Annotated in this window: 10 protein-coding genes; 1 reads left to right on the top strand and 9 read right to left on the bottom strand. The window is 43.5% G+C overall.

Annotation, left to right across the window (positions count from 1 at the left end):
- Nucleotides 1–37 precede the first annotated feature (37 nt).
- From M1D52_RS04315 to M1D52_RS04275, 9 genes are all read right to left on the bottom strand, one after another.
- A complete protein-coding gene (locus M1D52_RS04315; protein ID WP_437394255.1) occupies nucleotides 38–1,474 on the bottom strand; it encodes a pectate lyase family protein in 1,437 nt (478 codons plus the stop codon).
- An 18-nt stretch (nucleotides 1,475–1,492) separates the two neighbouring features.
- Complete coding sequence (locus tag M1D52_RS04310; RefSeq protein WP_437394256.1) at nucleotides 1,493–2,575, bottom strand: glycoside hydrolase family protein; 1,083 nt, start codon at nucleotides 2,573–2,575, stop codon at nucleotides 1,493–1,495.
- On the bottom strand, nucleotides 2,575–3,837 hold the full coding sequence (locus M1D52_RS04305) for an oligogalacturonate lyase family protein (protein ID WP_437394257.1): 1,263 nt from the start codon (nucleotides 3,835–3,837) through the stop codon (nucleotides 2,575–2,577). Before M1D52_RS04305 ends, M1D52_RS04310 begins: the two co-directional genes overlap by 1 nt.
- 188 nt (nucleotides 3,838–4,025) lie before the next feature.
- On the bottom strand, nucleotides 4,026–5,531 hold the full coding sequence (locus M1D52_RS04300; RefSeq protein WP_437364932.1) for a RagB/SusD family nutrient uptake outer membrane protein: 1,506 nt from the start codon (nucleotides 5,529–5,531) through the stop codon (nucleotides 4,026–4,028).
- Nucleotides 5,532–5,589: 58 nt separating this feature from the next.
- Nucleotides 5,590–8,832, bottom strand: a complete 3,243-nt coding sequence (locus M1D52_RS04295) for a SusC/RagA family TonB-linked outer membrane protein (protein WP_437394258.1) — start codon at nucleotides 8,830–8,832, stop codon at nucleotides 5,590–5,592.
- Between the two features lie 616 nt (nucleotides 8,833–9,448).
- Nucleotides 9,449–11,260: a RagB/SusD family nutrient uptake outer membrane protein gene (locus M1D52_RS04290; RefSeq protein WP_437394259.1), complete on the bottom strand. Its 1,812-nt coding sequence runs from the start codon at nucleotides 11,258–11,260 to the stop codon at nucleotides 9,449–9,451.
- An 18-nt stretch (nucleotides 11,261–11,278) separates the two neighbouring features.
- A complete protein-coding gene (locus M1D52_RS04285) occupies nucleotides 11,279–14,548 on the bottom strand; it encodes a SusC/RagA family TonB-linked outer membrane protein (protein ID WP_437394260.1) in 3,270 nt (1,089 codons plus the stop codon).
- Between the two features lie 390 nt (nucleotides 14,549–14,938).
- Entirely contained in the window at nucleotides 14,939–17,809 is a 2,871-nt protein-coding gene (locus tag M1D52_RS04280; RefSeq protein ID WP_437394261.1) for a glycoside hydrolase family 2 protein, read from the bottom strand.
- Between the two features lie 89 nt (nucleotides 17,810–17,898).
- Nucleotides 17,899–19,677 carry an alpha-L-rhamnosidase-related protein gene (locus tag M1D52_RS04275; protein WP_437394262.1) on the bottom strand — a complete coding sequence of 593 codons (1,779 nt, stop codon included), beginning with the start codon at nucleotides 19,675–19,677 and terminating at the stop codon, nucleotides 17,899–17,901.
- 779 nt (nucleotides 19,678–20,456) lie between these two features.
- Here M1D52_RS04275 and M1D52_RS04270 point away from each other — a divergent pair.
- Nucleotides 20,457–21,752, top strand: a complete 1,296-nt coding sequence (locus M1D52_RS04270; RefSeq protein ID WP_457941724.1) for an acetylxylan esterase — start codon at nucleotides 20,457–20,459, stop codon at nucleotides 21,750–21,752.
- The last annotated feature ends 7 nt before the right edge of the window (nucleotides 21,753–21,759 follow it).

The raw sequence follows: 21,759 nt of genomic DNA, 5'->3' as shown, positions 1-21,759 counted from the left end.
TTTAACTTGTTATACATGAATGAATCGTTTTTTGGCACTATCTCGATGTTGGTGTTAAAGCGTTAATATAAACTTCTATATTTAGGTATTGAGGGAAAGACGTATTAGTTTGTAGCGCATCGGTAGCGTCATTTGCATTGAGTCCTAAACGCTGCTCCCACACATCAGGAATCCCGTCTAGATCGGTATCTTTTAATGCTGTGGCTTCGGGGAAAGACCCTAACCCATCATTAGGTAAGGCTAAATCAGATTCCGTATAAATATAGCTGCCCTGCTTTCCTTTTGAGCGCAACTCATTGATCATCGATAAATCGACTTCATCTCTGCTTGGCAAGGTAGCACCGGCATTATTCAATACATAATGATAAGCTTGTTCCGCGTTCATGCTCGGCGTTTTTGCCGGATAGGCGAAAGGCTGTTGTACAAAATTTGAATCCGCTAATCCTGGATATCCGATGGTGTCGAAGGGTACCAAGCTACCATCTAAAACGCCGTTCTTATTAGGATCGAAGTAATTTCCTGCGGCATGCAGATAAAAAGTTCCTGTACCACGTGAGAAAGGTGTGTTTTTTGGTGGTGTAAGTGGACCGGAAATAAAGTAATTATTGAGAATATTAACCTCAGAAATACCGGCCGATCCCCCCATAATATAAGCATCCCCTGAAACGGTATGTCCCATTGGATTATCTAAATTTCCATAATTGTATACTACATTATTAACGAATTCATTATACCCTTTTACTTTAGGGTTGCGGGTTTTATTGCTGTGATAAAGGTTCTTTAGCATACTAATTTTTCCATTCACCGTTTGAATCAGACCGCCTGCCGAGTGATTATGCCGATGCAGGCCTTGTCCGATGATGGAATTCTGTATGGTTATGCTATCGGGTTCATTTCCTTTATTATCCCAGTTAATGGAGAAGACCTCATCCTGCCCCCAAGAAAACGATACATGATCAAAAATCATATTTTTACCATTAGCTACGCCTGAAGCATCATCATTGCGCGATGCACCTCCATTCACTCCCAGCCTAATTCTCATATAGCGGGTAATGGAATTGTTTGCTCCGGTAAAGGTGACTTTACGACCATAGAGTACAACGCCCTTACCGGGAGCCGTTTGTCCGGCAATGGTTGTATTCGCTGCGACACTTAAATTAGATTGCAAACGAATGATGCCACTCACCGCAAAAACGACAAATCGACCCGGCTGACTCACTGCATCGCGAAATGACCCGGGGCCATTATCATTCAGATTAGTGACTATATAGACCGAAGGATTAGCGGCTCCACGAGCACCCTGTGCAAAGCGGCCAAAGCCCTCTGCTCCCGGGAAAGCAATAACTCGCCCATTTTCCATATAAGGATGGTTGTTGTCTGATTGTGGTAATTTAGAACAGGCCCCTAGTAATGCGGCCATTCCTAAAAAGCCGGCAAGCCAGCGATTTTTTTGTAAAAGAATAGTTTTCATCATAATTCAGGATTTTATTGGTTATACCTCACATTTAAAAATAAAAGCACTGGATGTTTGATACTTTCCGCCTTGCGAGGCGCCAAAAAGCCACGCCGGTTGATCATCCTCCAATAAAAGCATGGGTCGCTCTAAGCGCCCGTATCGCTTCAAGTGTGCGGGGGCAGGTGGTTCTTGTACATAATGACTCAATGGCTGAAAAGCTATTTGTGGTTCTGACCAATGCAATCCATCATCAGACTCCATAATCAGCCCTACTTCATGGTTAAAGACACCCATGTCGCGCGCAATCATTTTGAACTTGTCCCCTTCACGCCAAACAAAGGCATCCTCAAACTGGCGATTAGCTCCCTTTGCTGAAAAATCAATAACCGGATTATGGACATACTTTTCATACGGACCTTCCGGCTTATCGGCGAAGGCTACGCCATATTTTCTGTTTCCCCGGATCGGTCCCTTTGTTGTTTCATAGTCGTGGGTATTCCATGACTTGTAGTAGAGCCAATTTCTGCCATCTTTTCCTCTTACCCAAGCCGGGTTTGTGGTGCAATGATCATCCCATGCGCCCGCTGCACCCGGCAAGAGAATAGGCGCATCGGTGCGTGTCCATGGACCGTCGAGGGATGAGGATGTGGCTAAACCAATGCGCTTTGTATTGGTTTTACCATTGGAGTTTCCCATATAAAAAAGATAATAAGTGTTACCTATTTTCTTTATCAGCGGGTTATGACAAGTCGTGCCGTCCCAAAACCCGGAGCCACGCGGGGCTAATACCGTTTCGAGTACCTCAAATGGCTTGTCAGGAGCGTCTGCTACCGCATGAGCGATTTCAGAGCCTTTGATCCATCCGCTCATTCCCAGATCTGCCTTCCATCGTGAGAAAAACACATGCGTTTTACCATCCGGAGCTTCAATTGGACTGTTGCACCATACATAGTAACCAGGCAGCTCCAAAGCTCTACCAATCGGTTTCAGTTTCCTACAAAAATCTGATATCCGGGCATCATCTTTGGTTCGCGCATGGAGCATTCTTCCCCCTTGCACCCACAGTGCTGCCAAAGAAAAGGATAAGGTGTGGATGAATTTCTTTCTATTGACTGTCATTAGTTCCTCGCTTTTTCTATCTCAACTGCATATATACCTTCAAAGCCTTCAAAATTTGCCCGAAATATGATCCATTTCCCGTCCGGTGAATAATGCACATTCGGTTCCAGCTTATAATTATGATGTTTCATATTGACCAAGCGCTCCGCCTCAAAGTGATCACCTTGAGGTTTAAAAAGATAAATATATTGTCCGTCCGGTGCTTTAGCTACCGACCCGGGATCGCCCCCATCTCCTGCAAAGGTTTTATTATCGGCAGCTGAGGTGTAATGCACTGACCATTCATTTCGTTTTAGTTGGTATTTGATCTCTTTTCCGCTCTTGAGATCCGTTCCTCCCACAAAAAAGGTTTGTCCACGCGGCAATTGCAAGTCGTACCAGATATAATCCCCCTGCTTATCAAACCACTCATGCCCGGCTATCTCCCCATCCATGCTGCGTTTATGAATGAGTTTGGGCGTAGCTTTTGTTTTTACGTTAATGGTCCAGATTCGATCGACCTTATGCCAAGGGCCTTCGTGACAGAACATTAATAAGTTGGGATCTGTAGGAGAAAATTGTACATGATTTAACCAGGCGTTATCCGTAAATATCTTTTGCAGTTGTCTTGTTTTGATATCGATGGTAAATAATGTTCTCGGTAATCTTGCTTCATAAATGCGATTGAAATACTGGCTCTTTTCCGGATAGCGTTTTGAAATTTCTTTCTCTTCCTCCGTGGCATAGGCTCCGCCTAGTAGGGAAGCGTCAGCATTGATCGTTGTAATCGAGGCCTTGAAATCTGCCGGAAATACAAAGATCAGTTCCTTTTTACCCGTTTTTACCGCTACGCTGAATACGCTATCCTGACATTGATAATATACTTTCCCGCTTTTTGCATGCACGATTTCCCCTTGGATTTTTCCGGATTCTTGCGTTAACCGGCGAACTTTCAAGTTTTCTAAATTAACTACATAAAGCTGCTTGTCTTTCACATTAAGGTTATAGATTTCTTGTGCCTTATTCTTTAGCTCTCCTGTATAACTTTCTTTCTGTCGCTCATTACTTCCATAAAAAACCATTTCATTTCCCACAAAAGGATTGTTATGAAAATAGAAGCTCAAATTGATTCCCGGCCTCCGCACCAAACGCATCACCCGATGATGTGTTACGTTGTCGACCCATTCATCCGGCATTTCCTTTCCGCCGGTTTCCAATAATGGTTGCGCAGGTAGGATCGCTACCTGCAGCAGAGCAAAGAAAAACAATAAAAGCTTTTTCATTTGTTAGTTTTTAGCTATTAGCTATCAGCATTCAGTTCACAGAGGTTGCAAGTGATAAACTTTAGGAGAAGGATCAGCTATTAATTTTACCACAAAAGTTTCACAACCTGCAGTTCCTAGCTGAAATCCTCTTACTACTCCCTACGCCTATATCTTACCCCTCAATCCTCACACCTTAAACCTTATATCTAATACCCTCCATTCTGCGTATACACCCCTGGCTTCGCATCCAATTCGGCTTGCGGAATGGGATAAAGTGTATAATTTAATTGGAAGGGATCAATACGTGACTGAACGTCCTCTTTTTCAATCCAGCTACTCATGACCGATTCCGCTAGACCACTTCGAATCAAGTCGTGCCACCTTGATCCTTCGGCAGCAAATTCTTTTCGTCTTTCCTCCATCAAGCCTGCGAGGTCTACCTGACTCCTAGGCGCTAAACCTGCTCTTGCACGAACCCGATTGACCACCTGATCTACCTCCGCTTGTGATCCGGAAGCACCATGCAGTGTACATTCAGCCCTTAACATTAAGATGTCGGTAAAACGCCAAACAATGAAATTAATGGGCCAGTCTTCGCGATTATTCGGCACACGTGATAAATCAATATATTTTTTAAAGAATGATCTGGTTTCCGCCACCCCATTATAAACGTATCCTGTTTGAATAGAAAAGGCCTTTCGAACATCGCCTGACTCATACGAATTCAACAAATCATTCGATACCGGACGAATGGTCAAACCGCCCTGATTGGGATGTCCATTGGCATTAAACCATGTGTCAGGAGCTAACAGCCACGCAAAAGTGGCTCCTGCTACCGGATTTTGCCCTGTGATATACTGAACATCAAATACAACTTCGGCATTGTTTTCATTATCATAGGAGAAAATAGAAGCATAGGCATTATTACCCTCTAAAAATTGGTATTCTCCCGAACCGATCACCTCATCCAATAAAGCAGCTGCCTCTTGCCAATTGTTAGTAGCTAAGCCAGGCCCATTTACACCTAAATTAGGGCCCGAGCGGGTCATATATACCAAAGCTAAGAGCGTTTGCGCCGCCGCATTAGTGACGCGACCGCGATCAACTCCTGCATATTCACTTTTCGAGGGCAAAAGAGGAATTGCCGTTTGCAGATCCGCAATAATAAAGTCGTAAATTGCAGCAATATCACTTTGTGGAATGGTAGCTGCTTCACTTGCTGTAATAACGCGATCGACGATCGGGACCCGTCCAAACCAACGCAAGAGATCAAAATAGAAGAAGGCACGCAAGAAGCGGGCTTCACCTTGTAAACGACCTCTCAAATTTTCGTCGGTAACTATGTGCCCATTTTTATCTAGTTGTTCAAGTAAGACGTTCGCACGGTTAATACCATTGTAGTTGGTTAACCAAGCTTCCGCGATATACGGATTCGCTGCCAGATTGCGGTGAAATCCGTTGATGCCTTCCCAATCACGCACACCTCCATCTGATACAGCATATAAATTATCAGAACGTGTTTCCGATAAATTTAATTGTCGGTCCGGATAGCCGCGCAAAGCAGCATATATGGCATTTGCTCCCTGAATAAAATCATTGGGAATTGCATAGAAAGTTTCCGTCGTAGGATCAGAAATAGGTTGTTGATCGAGCTCCTTCTCGCAACCTGTAAGAACTGCAAGGACCAATAGCACTAAAAAAATCTTGTTCATCACTTTATATCTTTAATAATGATCATCACTATGTATGTTGTCTGACGAGGACTTCTCGTTAAAACGTTACGTTCAATCCGAAGATCAACGATTTCGGAATCGGTAGACCGCCGTAATCACCCGCTTCCGGAAACTGCGTGCTACCACTTAAGTTCGTGTTCGTTGCTTCGGGGTTAAAACCACCTTTGTATTTATCATGACCAAAGAAATTCTCAGCCGTAACAAATATGCGCGCACCTTGGAAAGTTGTCTTCGGAATGATCCGTCCCAAATCGTAACCCAATGTGATATTCCGTACCCGAATGTAGTCGGAAGGATAGTACCAATCCGTATTTTTGATTCGGCCGAAAGTTCCGGTTGTCTTTCCTACTTCACCGGCCCCTGGGTCCTCCGGTGAGCGCCAGCGATCGCGCCAGCTGCCCAGCACATTATCCACAATACCGGTTCCGGTCCGGTTAACAGCCCGACCAAATAAAGAGTAGATACCACCGCCCCACTGGCCTTGTACGAGCACACTCAAATCGAAGCCCTTATATCGGAAGGTATTGGTAATACCCCATGTATATTTTGGATTAGGCTGACCTACAATAACACGGTCGTTCTCATTAATGATGCCATCACCGTTGGCATCAAAATATTTCGGATCACCCGCTGTTTGATTTCCATACAAAGCCGCTCCGTTGTCAATGTCGGCCTGCGATAGAATACCCTCTTGCCGAACCACATAAATGCTGTACATCGGGTCGCCCACGCGTAAAATACTATGTGAGATATCAAAAGAAGATGGGATCAGGATTTGCGACTGCCCGTTAGGTAATGAAGTCAGCTTATTGCTGTTATGACTCAAGTTAAAAGAAGTACTCCATTGAAATGCATCCGCCGTCCCTGTAATATTTTGGCTGTTGATTTCCAATTCCCATCCTCTGTTACGTACGCTTCCTGCATTATCCAGGGAAGACGCAAAGCCCGTGATTTGCGACACCGGCACGTTCAAGAGCAGTCCGGTACTCTTACGATCATAATAATCGATTGTGGCCGTAATGCGATTGTTGATGAAGCCTAGATCAAGCCCGACATCAAAGGTATTCGACTTTTCCCAAGTTAAGTCGGGATTTACAATACCATTAGGAGCTAATCCTGTAACCAGTTGCCCACCTAACGAATAGGCATAGTTTCCGAGGACCGACAGGCTACTATAGTCGCCAATGTTGTAGTTCCCCGACTTACCCCAGCTGGCACGCAATTTAAGATCACTCAATGTTCCCTTAATACTTTGCATAAAATCTTCCTGCGACACACGCCAGCCTATAGACGCAGAAGGGAACCAGCCCCATTTGGTATTTGCACCAAAGCGAGATGAACCATCTCGTCTAGCCGACACGCTCAGTAAGTACTTATCTTGATACGCGTATTGCAAACGTCCGAAATAGGAGAGTAAGACATTCTTGGTTTCCGTTGTATTACCCGTCACGCCCAATGCATAATTCAAGGTCGTAATGGTACTACTTCCATAGCCGTTTTGGGATGACATGGTTGCATTATCCAGTTTATCGGAGTTATAAGAAAAACCCAAAAGCGCAGAGATGCTGTGGTCATTGGCAATCGTCTTATTATAATTCAACGTATTTTCATTAACCAGTGTTTGTCTTCTGAAAGTACTATACGTTCCGGAAGTACGTTTGGTTAAATCCGATTGCCTATTCGGTAAACTACCGGTAATCGTAAAAGGAATATAACGCTTAAAGGTATTATCCACATGGTCTAAATTGAAGGTTGTTTTGAAATTCAATCCATCAATAATCTCGTATTGACCAAATAAAGACCCGACTGTACGGAAGCGTTTGGTCACGGCCAAGGTTTGCTCTAATTTACCTACCGGGCTGTTGGCCGAAGTACTCCAGCGGTATTGAGGGTTGTCGCCAACATTAGGATATAGGCCGGCACTTGCTTCCTGTACCGGTGTAAATGAAACTAATTGATGCAGGATATTGTCTTTTCCTTCCACACCCGGATCGTTATTAATCGAATAGGTGGGAGTTAAATTAATACCAAAAGTCAGTTTTTCATTAGCTTTCACCTCTACATTGGCACGCGCCGCATAGGAGGTAAAGTCCTGCTCTTTCACCATCCCTTGTTGTCCGTTGTAATTACCCGAAACATAATATTTAACCGCGTCGGTACCGCCACTAGCAGAAAGTTGGTAATTTTGCACTAAACCTTTACGGAAAGTTTCATCTTGCCAATCAATAATATTTAATCCTGGATAACCTGGCTGTATCCAACGATCATCAATCATGTAACGTGTATCGACCTGATCAGCTGCTATGCCCAGAATAGCACGTCTTTCTTCCGTTGTTTGATCGGCCGTTCTACCCGAACCGGAAGTGACCCATTGGTAATTGATCATTTCAATAGCACGATCTATCCACTCCGGACCACTTAACATATCAAGCTTTTTACTGCGCTCATTATAGCCTACGTAGGTATTTAAATTAATGGACGGCTTTCCAGACTTTCCTTTTTTAGTCGTGATAATAACCACTCCATTGGCTGCGCGGGAACCGTATATAGCTGCCGATGACGCATCCTTTAGCACTTGGATGGATTCGATATCATTCGGGTTGATATTATCCAATGGATTGCCGGTAGAATAGCCACCATTTTGATTAGGCGTTGCTCCCGATAGCGGGAAGCCGTCCAGAACGTACAGCGGTTCATTTCCAGCTGAAATAGATCCTACACCACGGACTTGAACACTAAGCCCTTGCCCGGGATTCCCGGTAGTTTGTTTGACACGGACACCGGCCATTTGTCCAACCAAGGCCTGATCAACTCGTGGAAGTGGTCTTTCCGTTAATTTTTCAGTATTCATGGTTGCTACTGACCCAGTGATATTACCCCGTTTTTGTTGGCCATATCCTACCACGACAACTTCATCCAAACCTTGGCTATCTTGATCCAAGGTAACATTTACAACAGGCCCCGCAACGGTTACCTCTTTTGGTTTGTGTCCCACAAAGGAGAAAATCAAGATTTCATTTTTTGCGGCTTGAATAGCAAAATTTCCATTTGCATCTGTGCTAGTTCCTGCCTTCTTCCCCTTTACAAGCACCGATACGCCCGGTAAGGCTTGACCGTCCTGCGCACTTATTACTTTTCCCTTTACAGTTTCCTGTGCCCATAAGCGCACGGGAAAACTAAACAATAGCAGACACATGAAAAGCCAGCTGATCCCTCGCTGTATTACAAGTGAGTGTACTTGCTGTCTCCGTGTCTGGTTCCGTTCTGATTCTTGGTTCATTTTAAACATGGTTAAATTGTTGGTTTTACTTCGGAGACGATAAAAAACTCCTTCAGTAAGCCTGTTGGTTGTGTATCTGCGTTTGTTTTCGAGTGAATTATTTACTCATTGGTTAGCATAGAGACCTATACCGGCTATTCTAGCTAATACAATATTAAAGAGCTGACGAAATGGATGCATCCTGTAGTGTCCTGTTTGCCGATAGGCAGAAGATCAAAAACAGCGTTAAAAGCTTATAAACGCATTTTTTAACTATGAGTTAAACTACGCAATCGTTTCCGGAGTTGTTGAGTGGTTGAGACGTTTAGTAGTTGAGTAGGGAATTAGTTAATTAGCCGATTAGCCAATTGGTGAATTAGCCAATGAAGCATGGGCGTGGAGCAGAGAAATTGTTGAGTGGTTAAGTAGTTAATTAGCCAATTGATGAATTAGCTAATGTGATGATGGGGCCTGCGGGGGAGTAAAGAAATCAGTGAATTGTTGAATAATTGAGTAGGGAAGTAGTTTAGTAGTGATGCCTGCCTACCGGCAGGCATTATGAAGTGATAAATTTGACAAGGGGATAGAGAGTAGGGAATTCCATTTAACTAGTTCCCTACTCCCTATTAACTACTCTCTAATAAAGCGGATGTTGCTGTCCTTGTAATCCCGGGTTGTCATCAATCGTTGTGGCATTTAATGGTAAAATTTCCACTTTATTTTTCTCGAGGCCTCGGAACAATCCTGTTATCCAAGCCGAGGTGGCATCGGTTCTATTCGCGTTAAAGAGCGAAACATTACCATGCATTTCAAGTAAGGTATAGCCTTGAGTGTTTAATTCCTGCTGCTCAGACGCTGTTGGAGCTTGCGGATAACCGATAAAAGGAACTGCGACGACCGGATCGAGGAAAGATTTAGCTTGCTCTTTTTTGTAAGCCCGATATTTGTCAACACCGGCATATGGCCCTTCACCTTTTGCCAATTGAATGAGTTTCTGCTTCGTTTCACTAAGTGTTTCGTATAAAATACCCCACCTAGCCAAGTCGGTCCTGCGCCAGCCTTCAAAGCCGAGTTCTAATTTCCGCTCCGAAATAACGGCCTTTTTGAAGTCCTCATAACCACTCGGTGTTGCCCCCATTTTAGCTCGATCATTGTTAAAAGCTCTTGACCGTACCTTTTCGTACATTTCAACGGCAAGGGCTGTTGGACCATGGTTCAGTTCGTTTTCAGCTTCGGCATACATCAACAAGACATCCGAGTAACGCAGTACCGGCCAATTGATATCCCGTTTATTAATAGCTGTTCCAATTTCCGCTTTCCATGTCACCCGAAATTTACCGATGGTCATACCGGCATAGTTGTTCATCTGCCGAGTATTATCGCTCGCGATGCTATAATTACAAATCGCTACGTCCCTTCTGACATCACCCTCACTAAAATCGAAATAGTAAGTTGGCAAAGCTCCCATGGCCGGTTGAGCCTTACCGAACATGCAGTTCGTATGGGCAAACATTCCGTTTGTATAACCAATAGAACCATCATTACTATTCGCACCATACTGACCATATTCAAGCATTGTCTCAACATTATACTGTCCATTCACCAAATCGCGGAATACCGTCTCATAAGCAATTAAATTATTTTCGCCACGATCTACAATGGCCTTGCAGGCGTCTCGAGCAATCTCGTACAGCTGTGTAATGCGATTGACATCGTCGCGTTGTGCTATCTTAACAGAACCTGGAGAATACGAATTCAGGTCCCAGCGCAATGAATAACCGGCAGCATACAACGCTACCCGGGCAAGCACTCCATAAGCAGCATTTTTAGTAAAACGCTCCGACGTGGCCACCATCCCCTCCCCTTTCCAAGGTAACAGTTCGATCGCTTTTTGAAGATCCTCAATACACCCATCCAAGATGGTGTCGCGACTTACTCTTGACGAATTGAAGGTCCCTGCATCCACAACCGGAATTTTGGGATACGGAACATCTCCGAAGAAACGGACCACATTAAGTAGATTCATCGCCCGGATGGCATACGATTCACCTAAGAGCATATCCAGTTTGCGCTTTTCCTGCTCATTGGCGGCCTCCATTTGCGGCAGATTTTTAATACATACATTTGCGTACTCGACACCGGCATACATCGCTGTATAAGTAGAAGTAGGAATGTTGGAAGTATTATATACATAATTCGCTACCTGATTTTTTGAATTGGTTTCTCCTTCGGTAGAGAAACATTCGTCGGTTCCCATACCGAATTGATAATATAATTCACGATTGAAGGTGCTGCTATAGGCACCCAATACCGCCATCTCGGCCCGGGAGACGTTATCAAAAATAGTTTCACTATCGAATTCTTTTTCGGACGGCATCTCCAGCCATTTCTTACAGGAGCTGCAAAGAACAATCCCTAACAAAAAAATAAGTTTTATGTTCGTTTTCATGATTGACAAGCTTTACGGTTAAAAGGTTAAGTTAGCGCCTACGACAATACTTTTTGTTCTTGGATAAGCCGAATTGTCTACGCCTCTGGTGAGAATAGACCCCGTAGCTGAAACCTCCGGATCATAGCCCGAATAACCGGTGAATGTATGGATATTATTCAAGGTGCAATAAATTCTTGCATTATTTATGAAGGCTTTCTGTAACCATGATTTAGGTAAAGTATATCCCAGTGTGATGTTATTGATGCGTAAGAAAGAACCATCTTCGAGGTAGTAATCCAAGGCATCAGTAATAGCAATATTATTCGGTGAATGCAGACTCCACATCGCTTTTTTATCATGCTGATTAGGATTTAGCTCCGCCAACCGACCCAAATCGCTTGTTTGCATACCAGTTGCCGGATCAATTAAAGTGAAGCGGTTATTCATAACAGACAGCGAGTTTTGATTGGGCAGATAAGGTCCTATGTAACGCTGGGAGTTCATATTAAAAACTTGGTTACCGTAACTGAAATTGAGGAATACACTTAAATCAAAACCCTTATAGGCAAAAGTATTATTGATACCACCGAAATACTTGGGTTCAGGGGTTCCAATGGCGGTGCGATCATTAGTGGACCAAACCGGGTTACCGTCGGCATCGGTCTCACCACTGAGCGCTACATACTTAACATCCCCTGGCTTTATGGATGAACGCGCCTTACCTTTCAAGGAGGCCACTCCGTCTTTTAAGGTATAGCTACCATCACCGTTTTGGATAAAATCATCGGTTGTATAAATGCCATCGTATTGATAGCCATAAAACAGTCCGACCGTATTATTGAGCTCCGTCCAGAAATCGACACGAGAACTCAAATTGGTGCGCATATAATCACGGTCGCCACCGAAGAGTGATAATACTTTCGATCGGTTAAAGGAGATATTTAAACTTGTTGTCCACTGAAAGTCGTTTGAACGAACATTCACTGTATTTAGCAGGAACTCAAAGCCTCTATTTCTGATGGAAGCCACATTTTGATTTTGGCTGGTATAACCCGTAGAAGTGGGTATAGCCACACTAATAAGCAAGTTCTTGGAGATGTTATTATAATAGTCGGCCGTTAGTGACACCCGATTCTTAAGAATAGAAAAGTCTAAGCCAATATTGGTGGTCTGTGTCTTCTCCCACTGCAAGAGCGGATTACCCAATTTATCTGTCGGTTTTAATCCATTAACCTCTACATTGTTAATGGCATAAGTGGTGGATTGATACAAAGTGGTATAAGTATTATTCCCGATATCACAATTTCCGGTTGTCCCATAACCCACCCTAAACTTCAGCTGGTCGAAGAAATTGATGTTCTCCATGAACTGCTCTCGATCAATGTTCCAAGCAGCGGACGCAGAAGGTAAAGTGCCCCACTGCCGACCGGGCATAAATTTCGATACACCGTCGCGTCGAATCGTGGCCGTTAATAGATAACGATCATCATAGTTATACATCAAACGGGCAAAGCCGGAAACCAAGCCATAGCGTGATTTATCAGACGAAGGACGGTCGATCCTTCCTGCCATACCGACGTCATTCAAGCCGAAATTATTTTCAGGAAATTCATAATACGTATTGTTTAACGACATCGACTCCTCATAAGTTGTCTCCTGTCCTAATACCGCATTGAAATTATGTTTATCATACGTTTTTTTCCAAGAAAGGGTATTGACGATCTGCCATATAAATTTCTCACTGTTGTTACGACTACCGTAGGGCCCTTTATTATTTTGTGCCGTTCGCGTACGACCATCATCCCAGTAATCACTGCGTGTTTGTGTCCATTGGTAGCTTCCAGCGGTACGAAACGTGAAATCCTTAAGAAAATCCACATTCAAGCCCATATTGACTCCCGCTAAACGGGCATATTTCGTTTGGGTAACCGCATCATTTGTAATAATCGGATTATAGATATCGTATTGGGAATCCTCTGCCTGCAGCTCTTCTGCTATATCACTTTGGATCAATTGTTCGTCCGTAAATCGGATACCACCCGTTGGAGGCTGCAAAACAGACATTTTGAGCATGCCGCCTAAAGAACCACCTCCCTCTGTTTTGGTGGCTTGCAAGTTTGTGTTGAAATCAAGACTAATCCCTTCGGCCAATCGCTGGTTGAATTTAGCACGGACACTATTTCTTTCATAACCCGTTTTTGCAAGAATTCCATCCTGCCCGGTGAAGTTATAACTGACCATAAACTTCGTTTTCTCAGAACCACCGTTAATATTAACGTTATGGTTCTGCAAAATAGCTTGATCCCCAAACACTAAATCCTGCCAATCGATGCCAGCCCGTGACCCATAGTCGCGTGCAATCCGATCGTAAGCTCCGGTATAGAAGTCGCTGCTCGACACATCACCACCAAACATGTTCGCCCACTGGCTTTCCTTTCCCGCAAGTGTCTGAAATTCATACTGATATTTCACATACTGTTCTGTGTTCAGTAGATCAAGCTTACTGCTCAGCTTTTCAAAACTGAAATATGTGTTATAATTTACCTCGGTTTTACCGGATTTACCTGACTTGGTAGTGATTAGAATTACACCATTAGCACCGCGTGCACCATAGATGGCGGTGGCTGACGCGTCCTTCAAGACTTCGATCGATTCGATGTCGTTGATATCAACATTACGTAATGCGTTTTCCATTTGAAAGCCATCCACAATATACAAGGGGTTGGTTCCTTGCGTTATGGAAGTCCCACCGCGGACAGTGATATTAATATCAGCACCAGGTGCCCCACTTTGCGTCACTACATTAACCCCAGCAACCCTACCAGTAATCGCTTGTGCTGCGTTGGTTACCGGTATATTCCTGATTTCGCTCCCTTTGACCGTACCAACGGCGCCCGTTAAATCCCGTCTTCTCGCCGTTCCGTAACCAATGACGACCACCTCGTCCAAACCTTGACTATCTTCTTCCAATGACACGGTTGATACTCCTTTTGCAGGGACTTCCTTACTAAGGTATCCCATAAAGGAAAAAACCAGCACGGCATCTTCACCGGCTTGTAAGACAAAATTTCCGTCCGCATCGGTAGTAGTTCCTTGCTTTGTGCCTTTGACAAAGACAGATACACCGGGCAGCGATGCGCCATCCTGACTACTAATTACTTTTCCACGAACAGGTTGTTGCGAAAAAGCGGAGGGCAACAGTGCATAAAACAAAAGAACAGTAAGTAAACAGTAAGTCCGCAAGGCATTGATGCGCCAAGGTAACTTTAATTGCCCTGCATACATTTTAGTAATTTTTCGGTTCATAAGTTTAGTTTATTAGATTTACATTAGTTGAATCGGGATATATCCGTTCAATAATTAATTCGCCTAACAAGTAATGCTAAAATCGAATGATATTGGTTAGTTTATGTCGATTAGGTATTTGTTAGCTGAGCGCAATATTAAAGAGTGAAGAAAGCCTCCGCGTCCTGTAGTGTCCTGCTTAAGGAAACCAAGAGTATCAAAAAAGCTGCTGACATAACAATAAAGCCACTTTTTAACTGTAGGTTAAACTACGCAATCGTTTCCGGAATTGTTGAATAGTTAAGTTGTTAAATAGTTGAGTAGTTAAGTATTATTGCCTTTAGGGGTGCCTCTGCTCACAACTGGCAATTCGCAACCCACAACTAAAAACCGGCAACTAATAACCAATAACTAATCCGTTAGTACATTTACTTTCGGCATCTCAAATTGTTTGTTTTCCCCATTCACTTTTGGAGTTCCGAAGTAAAAATAAACCTTTCTTTCGATGAGTTTTCCGGAGAGGTGATTCAGTTCGCTTTGCGGTCCCAGTCCTTTGGCATCAGTGGTCATATTCAACGCAAGTTTAGTACCAATCGGTGCTATCGCATCCAAAAAAGAGATATCCCCGACAGGTAAATCCGGATGTGGCTTTGCGCCGGTTAGTCCGTAAAAATCAAACAGGCGTACATATTGGTCTTCCGTCGGAAAAGACATATAGAATTTACCTTCCACGGTGTTCATTTCCATCCAAGTGACATCCGCGTAATAACCTTTAAATTCGGGATAGCGCCAAGGATAACTACCCGTTTGCGTATTATTATTCCGATTCTTCCAAACGTTATAGGTAGTTCCCTGCAATCTGTTTTTCCAAACCCGATAGGGCCCTTTTCCAAGCCACTTCACGCCCAACACAAAATTTTCGGGGTAAGAAAAGCTAATGCCGGCGAAAGGTTGATCACCACTTAATGCGTAAGCGTAGTCCATTTCGAGCCATCCCGATTTATCCATCTTCCATTTGATATACTTTAAATCACCGTTGTATGACGCTTCCACAACAGCAATATGACCTTCCCGGTAATGCTTTACTGATACGGCCTTTGCTTGTCCGCTCACTAAAACAGGCCCGTCTTTAAAAGAAAGTGCTTTACTATAAGCATTCGCTAAATGCGCCAATAGGCCTGTATTTTTATGAATTGAGACCGTTATACCATTGGCTTTCATTTGGATAAGGCTGTCTTGTTCAGTCAACTCAACTGCTTTGTCAATTGGTTCATCAAAATTCCGAACCGCTAGCCTGGCGCTATCTTTAATTTTCCAGACCCAACGATAAATGTCATTTCCATGCGGATCAAATGCCGTTAAAGCCAAGGCATCTTGGCCTGACCAATTATTAGGCAAATCCAAATGCAAGGTACCCTCTTCCAAAGGCTCTACGGCGGGAAATTTTCCGTTTCCACTCGACATAATGGTAAAACCTTCTCCGTCTTGCAACGGCATATCAAAATTCAATAGCTCCCATTTAAATGAACATTGTTCTAGGTTGGTAAAATGGAAACGGTTTTCCAAAGGAATGCGACCGTCAAAGTTTGGTGATAGGCTTTTCATATCGATTTTAATAGGCGAATAAATTTCCCGGATAGCATTCACACTTCCCTCGTGCTCACGATGGGGACCTACTAAACCATCGGGCGCGTTGACGCCATTGACGTCAATCATATTTTGCTCATCTGTACGAACTAATCCCTCATCCATCAAAGCCCAAAGGAAACCGCCCGCGCCTCTTTTAGCCTTCCAATGCAGCTCCCATATGTCGGCGAGCCCGGCGGCTCCACCGCCGTCGTCTTGTGCATGTAGAAATTCAGTGGGCATATAGATATTCGTATCCGCTAAAATCTTCTGTGTGCTGTAATAGTCCTCGTAATGATTACAATCAATGCCGTTGAAAGCATTTCCCGGACGATGGTGCGCATGGATCACCGGTCTTTTCGAAAGGTCGCAATGCCCATATATGGTGTCTAGATCAAAATTATGTCCGCCTTCATTCCCATTGCTCCAAAAGATAATGGATGGATGATTGAGATCGCGCAGTACCATTTCCTTTACCAGCTTGGAGCCAACCGGTGTGGCATAAGCTTTTTGCCAACCGGCCAACTCGTCAATTACATAGAGCCCCAAGGAATCACAGCTATTTAGAAAGGACTGATCAGGGGGGTAGTGTGAGCAGCGAACGGCGTTCATGTTCATATATTTCATCAGCTTCACATCCTCCAAGTCAATACGAGCATTTACTGATCGTCCCGTTTCAGGCCACCATACATGTCGGTTTACTCCTTTCATTTTGATCTTCGTGCCATTCAGGTAAATGCCGTCCTGCTTGCGTATTTCAATGGTACGAAAGCCAAATTGCTGCTGCGTTAAGTATACCAACTTTCCATTTTTATAGAGCTCAGTTCTCGCACGGTAACGGTTAGGGCTTTCGGCGGTCCACAAAGCAGGATTACTCACTTTGGTATTAAAAGACACGACGGAATCCCCTTCCTTGGCCAAAGCTTCCAGCATATCCACCGTTTTGCCTCGTTGATCAATAATACTCGCCTTCACCTTCATTTGTGCGGATATTCCTTCAAGGTGAGCTTGCATACGAAAAGAACCATCAGCCTTTGCGTCAATGGCTACATAGTCAATAAATGATGGCGGTACTATTTCCAGATACACCGGGCGAAAAATTCCGCCGAGAATCCAGTAATCGGCTAGTCGTTCGGCATTATTAACGGACGGATCCCCGGACATCTTACTAACTGTAACTTCCAATTGATTTTCCTTTCCGTAGCGGAGCTTGTCACTTATATCATAACGAAAGCGATAAAAAGCACCCTGATGGATCGGGCCGGCGGATTGGCCATTTATTTTTACCTCAGCATCGGTCATTACCCCTTCAAAGACAATAAATATTTTTTCCCCCTTCCATTGTTCATTAACCGGAAAAGTATGTCGATATACTCCTTTCTCGTCATGAAAGCGAAAGTTTTTGCCATAGGTAACATAATCCCTTCCATAATTATAATGCCCATACCCCTGTTGTTCCCAATGAGCCGGAACAGCAATTTTTCCCCATTTACCACTCTTCCGTCCGCTCGAGCACCAAAAGTCCCACTTCACCGTATGTTCATTATCTGTACCGGATAGATACTGAACCCGCTTTTCGACTTCTTGGGAAAAAGCGGTGTACAGACCAAAGGTCATGAAAATAAAGAGTAAGAAGGTTTTATGTGCGATAAGCATGCTCCGGCATTTATTTATAAGCATTGTTTATATACGTTAAAAATAAAAGAATGAGGTTAAAAGACTATCCTGACGCGTCCTGCCACCATCTATTTAATTACCTTAATACCTTTCGGCGCCTTTACGGTAGACTCAATCGTCCCGTTAGCTCGCTTACTATGCCGAATTTCAATCAGCCCGTAGGGAGTAGGAAAAGTACCTTCCACCCATTGCAAGTCACCCAGATGTGGTTCGACTTTGATGACCTTACAGCCAGCTTCCAAAATCTTCACGCCAAGTATATGCTCACTCATCCAAGCGGTAGGCCCGGATGCCCAACCATGACAAAGGCTATGTCGAAACCCGGGATAGCAATAGGCACCGAAATCTCCATGTATATCCTTTTTACCTGGTACCGGTACCTCGTCAATGCGCGTAGCATTTTTTGTCCAATCCAAATTAAAGTCTTCCCAAAAGGTAGTGGCGCCCATGTCCAACATGCCCCCCCAATATTGGCGAATGATATCCACGGCTTGCTGATATTGTCCGGCTTTTGCTTGTGCCTGTAACATATAATAGCCATAAAAGGTAGAGAAATCTTTAGCGCCGCCAACCGAAACTACTTCATTACAAGCTTTTTCCGGATCAATAAGCCCGGCTATAGCCATTAAGGAAGCAGCCTGTTTTAATTGATGATGATCTTTTACATATTTATTCATACGTGCAACACAGGCTTCTGCTTTCTTTGCAGCAATCGGTTGCTTTAAAATTTCACATAATTTGACAGCATCTTGCATCGCCCAGACGATGAGCGCTCTATACCCCGCCTCTACTCCTTCCTTATTGGGAGTAGATGGCCAATCTAAAAAGCGTTCCGCAGCTAGATTCTCTCTACCTTCAGCATCAACTTTACTGTCAATTAAATCGATCAAGCCCAAAATATAGTTTTGATGTTTCCTTAGAAAATCAATATTCCCATTGTATTTATACCAATCGTGCTGAATAATCAGGTACCATAAAGAGTATGCACTCATTCCGTTCATCCATTGCGGTAAGGGATATTGTTGGCAAGCCAAGTCCAGTGTTTTTGGCACCACGTCATTGTCACCGAACACTCGTGCAATGGTAGATACTTCCGGATGCATATCACCTAGCCATATCAAACGATCCCGTTTAATACCATCCCACAAATACTCTTGCATATTCAGATGCACGGTGTAGGCTCCCGTTAGCCAAATTTTATTGAGCCGTTCATCGTTACTTCTAAATGATCCCAAATAAGGTATATCACGGTATCGCAAAATTGCCCTCGCTTCTTTAATATGGATAGTGGTATTCTTCTGCAATAGGTCAATACGAACAAAGCGGAACCCCGTATTGCCGAGTTCTATTAACCCATCCCGAGGTATTTCCATGATAATATCTCGCTTGGCATGGTCGTCAGTCGAATACCCAACTCCCCATTCATAATTTCGGGTTTGGCTATTGCACTCCCCTACCGATTCGCCAAAACGAATACGGACCAAAGATGGTTCGCGACGTGTAGAGCCTCCCAATACAAGCTGTATCCCCCCGTGTATTTCCTTTCCATAATCCAATAAGATTGAGGCGGTCTCATTTTCGGTACTCACCATTTCGCACATATTTTTTTTACCGAGTTCGGTCTGGCTATTCCCTATCTTTAAGAGTTCATTTTCATTTGTTACCAAATTGCCATCTCCAGCATATTTCCAAACAATCCGTTGGGGTGATATAAAAATCCGTGTCAATTCATCTTTTTGTATTTTTCCATCATATATTGATTCAAATACCGGGGGTAACTGTGCATATAATATGGAAGAGGCACAAGTCCATAGACATAGCTGGATTGTGAGAAGGAATGATTTCATACTTATTATGTTGGCTTTAATCGGTTTTTACTGTGTATATAATGACTTAAAGCAAACATACACATAAACGCTATGCAATCGCAACCTGCGCCGTCCTGACTTAGGGGTTTCCTTTTTAAAAAAGGAACCTTTTCTTTAGTCACTTTTATTCGTTATTGTTTGTTTTAAAAGGCACTCATGCTACTTCGTGGTTTCCGCAAAAAGTGACGCAAAAACTCATCGCTTGGAACTTTGCTACAATGGAAGTGCTTCAACTTGCAGGCCGCAAACTTCCTAGGCGATATTGTAGCGGAACGGAGGGCTTTTGCGGGCAGCCAACCAGGCCCCGTGTGTGGGAAAAACGGCCTTGGAGGATACCGACGCAACGAGCAGCAAAGCATTTGCACGTCTGCTCATATTACAACATCCAAGCGGATTGAGGAAGTGAAACGGCTCCAATACGCGCTAATGATGTTTTGCAATCAGGTGCAAGGTAGCCTACATTAGCCTTGACTTTTTTGGTTCTTTTTGTGTTAAGACAAAAAGAACACGATAAAGTTGATTAAAAAAAAGGTTCTTTTAATATAAACACCTTCTGTATATGTTAAAAGCGAAATTATTAGGGCGTGAGTGCTCTATGTCTTGATATTTATATCCTGATACTTATGTCTCGATACCTATATCTTGATACTTATCGGCTTGAAAAAAATCGAAGATAACAATTGAACAATATCGAATTCTCATTACTTTAGCAAAAGTAAACGACAACCTTGCTATAATGGCATTATTAAACTTAAATTATGACTATGCGATTTATTTATTTATGGGCGTTTCTACTATTTGTAATTGTTTTTCGAGTAACTGCCCAACCTAGCGAGCAATTTATTAAGGTGATAGTAGCACCCGATCATGAGAACTGGGAATACAAGCTAAATGAACCGGTGAAATTCACGGTTACCATTCTTCAAAATGGCAATCCATTAAAGAATATTCCTTTACGTTATGAGCTCGGCCCGGAAAAAATGCCTGCACTTAAGAAAGATTCGCTGCTGTTGACGTCCGCGTCCTATACCGTTAAAAGTGAAGGCATGAAGCAGCCAGGCTTTCTTCGCTTAACTGCCTATGCCTATGTAAATGGCAAAGCATATAAAGGCCTTGCCACCGCTGGATTTACACCGGAACAAATTGAACCAACAGCCCAACTGCCGAATGATTTTGTCGCATTCTGGGATCAAGCCAAGAAAGAACTGGCCGGAATTCCGCTAGATGCAAAGATGACGCTATTGCCCGAACGATGTACGGAAAAAGTGAACGTCTATCATGTCAACATGCAGAACTATGGTAATTCCAGGCTCTACGGTATTCTGTGCATCCCTAAAGCAGCGGGCAAATACCCCGCTATTTTAAGAGTTCCGGGCGCGGGCGTTAGACCTTACAATGGCGACATTGCAACCGCCGAGAAGGGATTTATAACCCTAGAAATAGGCATTCATGGCATACCGGTAAACATGGACCCTGAACTTTATGCCAGTCTCCGTTTGGGTGGGTTGGGGAACTACTTTAATTATAACTTAGATAATCGGGACCGCTTTTACTATAAACGCGTATACTTAGGTTGCGTGCGAGCAAATGATTTCATTACTTCATTACCTCAGTTTGATGGTGAGCAACTGGCAGTGATTGGCGGCAGTCAGGGCGGAGCACTTGCGATTGTAACCGCTTCGTTAGATGCTCGTGTCAAATTTTTAGCTTCCTATTACCCCGCACTAAGTGATTTAACAGGATACCTAAAAGGCCGAGCCGGTGGCTGGCCACATTATCTCGATTCAGCGAGCCGGGAAGTTAATAATACGAAAGAAAAGCTACAAACAATGGGTTATTATGATGTTGTCAATTTTGCAAGACAACTTAAAGTGCCCGGTATTTATTCATGGGGGTTTAACGATGAAACCTGTCCGCCAACTTCTTTATATGCCGTGTATAACGTAATCCAGTCTCCAAAAGAACTCTATCTTGCTTTAGAAACCGGACATTGGACTTATAAAGAACAGAATGAGGCAGTAGGTGAATGGCTGGAAAAGAAGCTTGGCAAATAGGAAATTT

Source organism: Olivibacter sp. SA151 (assembly GCF_054130995.1).
Note: the sequence above shows the minus strand (reverse complement) of the source record. Positions and strands in the feature narration are given on the sequence as shown.

Excerpts from the sequence above, each read along its gene's own strand:
- M1D52_RS04315 (WP_437394255.1), bottom strand. The coding sequence starts at position 1,474 with ATGATGAAAACTATTCTTTTACAAAAAAATCGCTGGCTTGCCGGCTTT.
- M1D52_RS04305 (WP_437394257.1), bottom strand. The coding sequence starts at position 3,837 with ATGAAAAAGCTTTTATTGTTTTTCTTTGCTCTGCTGCAGGTAGCGATC.
- M1D52_RS04270 (WP_457941724.1), top strand. The coding sequence starts at position 20,457 with ATGACTATGCGATTTATTTATTTATGGGCGTTTCTACTATTTGTAATT.
- M1D52_RS04295 (WP_437394258.1), bottom strand. The coding sequence starts at position 8,832 with ATGAACCAAGAATCAGAACGGAACCAGACACGGAGACAGCAAGTACAC.
- M1D52_RS04290 (WP_437394259.1), bottom strand. The coding sequence starts at position 11,260 with ATGAAAACGAACATAAAACTTATTTTTTTGTTAGGGATTGTTCTTTGC.
- M1D52_RS04280 (WP_437394261.1), bottom strand. The coding sequence starts at position 17,809 with ATGCTTATCGCACATAAAACCTTCTTACTCTTTATTTTCATGACCTTT.
- M1D52_RS04300 (WP_437364932.1), bottom strand. The coding sequence starts at position 5,531 with ATGAACAAGATTTTTTTAGTGCTATTGGTCCTTGCAGTTCTTACAGGT.
- M1D52_RS04275 (WP_437394262.1), bottom strand. The coding sequence starts at position 19,677 with ATGAAATCATTCCTTCTCACAATCCAGCTATGTCTATGGACTTGTGCC.
- M1D52_RS04285 (WP_437394260.1), bottom strand. The coding sequence starts at position 14,548 with ATGAACCGAAAAATTACTAAAATGTATGCAGGGCAATTAAAGTTACCT.
- M1D52_RS04310 (WP_437394256.1), bottom strand. The coding sequence starts at position 2,575 with ATGACAGTCAATAGAAAGAAATTCATCCACACCTTATCCTTTTCTTTG.